Source organism: Trueperaceae bacterium, from assembly GCA_031581195.1.
In the GTDB taxonomy this organism is placed as follows: Bacteria; Deinococcota; Deinococci; order Deinococcales; family Trueperaceae; genus SLSQ01.
Genome location: JAVLCF010000092.1, coordinates 6,649 through 8,988, shown reverse-complemented (window position 1 = coordinate 8,988; position 2,340 = coordinate 6,649). Strand labels below are relative to the sequence as shown.

At 75.5% G+C, this 2,340-nt stretch carries 3 protein-coding genes; all 3 read left to right on the top strand.

Annotated elements, in window-relative coordinates:
* Positions 1 to 293, top strand: a 293-nt coding sequence (locus RI554_08870) for a hypothetical protein (protein ID MDR9392123.1), incomplete at its 5' end; no start/stop codon positions are given.
* Positions 290 to 1,732 carry a hypothetical protein gene (locus tag RI554_08865; protein MDR9392122.1) on the top strand — a complete coding sequence of 481 codons (1,443 nt, stop codon included), beginning with the start codon at positions 290 to 292 and terminating at the stop codon, positions 1,730 to 1,732. The genes RI554_08870 and RI554_08865, both read left to right, overlap by 4 nt.
* 9 nt (positions 1,733 to 1,741) lie before the next feature.
* Positions 1,742 to 2,340 (top strand): ATP-binding cassette domain-containing protein (locus RI554_08860; GenBank protein MDR9392121.1); only part of this gene is annotated, 599 nt, incomplete at its 3' end.

Sequence of the window (2,340 nt, the reverse complement as noted above, 5' to 3'; positions counted from 1 at the left end):
CGATCTTGGGGCGGCTCGCGCCGCGCGTCTCCCCGGCGGGGTACGTCGCGACGCCGGTCGTCGCGGCCGTCGCGCCCCCCGCCCGGTTCACGCCCGACCCGGGGGAGGTCGAGGAGGTCTTCACGGTGCCGCTCGCGGCGTTGCGGCGCACCCCGCCGACGTTCGAGGTGCGCCGCGCGGCCGGCCGGACGGAGCGCCTGGCGCGCTACGTCTGGCGCGACCGCACGATCTGGGGCTTGACGGGGACGGTGCTGCACGACCTGTTGGGCCGTTGGCCGGAGGGCCCCGCGTGAGCGCGGTGGAGCTCCGCGTCGAGATCGGCGACCGCCGAGTACCGTTCTCGGCGGGGTTGATCGTCGACGGCCTGCAGGCGTCGGGGGCGGACACCGACGACGCGCTCGCCATCGCGCGAGACGTCGAGCGGGAGCTGCGGCGCGGCGAGCGCGGGGTCGTGCCGGAGGACGAGGTGCGGGCCGCCGTCGAACGCCTCGCGCGGGCGCGCTTGGGCGACGAGGTCGCGGCGGTGTGGGTGCAGCGCACCCCGCCGTTCGTGCCGCTCACCCTCCGCCGCCGCAAGGGCGGCGCGAAGCGCTTCTCGCCGCGCAAGTTGGCCGGCTCGCTCGAGGCGCTCGACCTGCCGTTCAAGGAGGCGTGGGCGCTGGCGCAGCAGGTGGAGCAGGGGATCCGCGCCGAGGGCGGGCGCACGTTGTCGGTCACCGAACTCACGCAACGCGTCGCGTTGGCGCTCGAGGCGCGCTACGGCCGGGAGATGCGGCTGCGTTACGAGGCGACGTCGAGCCGCCCCGCGGACCTGATGGTGCGCGAGGAGGACGGCGGGCGGACGCCGTACTCGCGCGGCATCCTCGCGCGCTCGCTCACGTCGATCGGGTTGGGACCGGAGATGGCGCACCACCTCGGCAAGCGCGTCGAGGAGCAGTTGTGGCGCGCGTACGGCGGGGAGGTCGCCCGCGCGGACGTGCGCCGCGCGGTGCACGACGTGCTGGGGGAGGAGGCGGGCGACGAGTTCGCGCGGCGCTACGACCTCATGCGGGTCGTCCGTCGGCCCGACCGCCCGATCGTCGTGATGATCGGGGGGACGGCCGGCGTGGGCAAGTCGGAGTTCGCCGCGGAGCTCGCCTACCGCCTCGGGATCGTGCGGGTCACGTCGACCGACGCGATCCGGCAGGCGCTGCGCTCGCTGATCGGGCCGGACCTCGCGCCGGTCCTGCACGAGTCGAGCTACACGGCGTGGCTGGCGGAGTTGCTGCCCGAGGAGCGCGCCTCCGCCACCCCGAAGCGCAAGGCGGTGGTGCGCGGCTTCCAACAGCAGGTGCTGCAGTTGGGCACCGCGATCCGTGCGATCGTCGAGCGCAACGTCACGGAGTCCACCTCGCTCGTGATGGAGGGCATCCACGTCGTGCCGGGCGTGAGTCACGCGCCGGTCCCGGGCGCGGTCCTGGTGGAGTTGATGCTGGTGGTCGGCGACGAGCACCTGCACCGCGAGCGCTTCTCGTTGCGCGAAGGCCGGACCGGCGCGCGGCGTCCCCGCGCACCGTACGTCGAGCACTTCGGGGAGATCCGCATGGTGCAACGCTGGCTCGAGCGCCGCGCGGCGGAGGCGGACGTGCCGGTCCTCGACGTCGCCGACCTCGACGACGCCGCCGACCGCGCGGTGGAGCACGTCCTCGACGTCGTGCTCGCCGCGCGGTCGGGGGACGCCCCCGACGCGTAGACTGCGACCGTGGACGCCCCGACCCCGCCCCCGTCGCCCGTCGACGCCCGCCCCGACGCGCCGGCGCTCGCCGCGACCGACCTCGTGAAGCGGTACGGCCGGCGGACGGTCGTGCGCGACGTGACGCTGGCGGTCGCGCCGGGGGAGGTGTACGCGTTGGTGGGGCCGAACGGGGCGGGGAAGACGACCGTCATCCGGTTGCTGTCCGGCCTCGCCTTCGCGACGTCGGGCACGGTCACGATGCTCGGCACGGATCCGCAACGCGAACCGGCGGTCCGGCGGCGGTTGGGGGCGGTCGTGGAGGCCCCCGCCGCCTTCTACCCGTGGTGGACGGGACGCACGAACCTGCGCCTGCACGCCCGCCTCGCGGGCGGCGTGCCGGCGGACCGCGTCGATGCGACGTTGGCGCTCGTCGAGCTCGAGGCGGACGCCGACCGGCGCGTCGCGACGTACAGCTTGGGGATGCGGCAACGCCTCGGGGTGGCCGCCGCCCTCCTCGCGGCGCCGGACGTGCTGATCCTCGACGAGCCGGCCAGCGGCATGGATCCGTTGTCGCTGCACGTGGTGCACCGCGCGTTGCGGGACGCGGCGGCGGAGGGGGCGGCGGT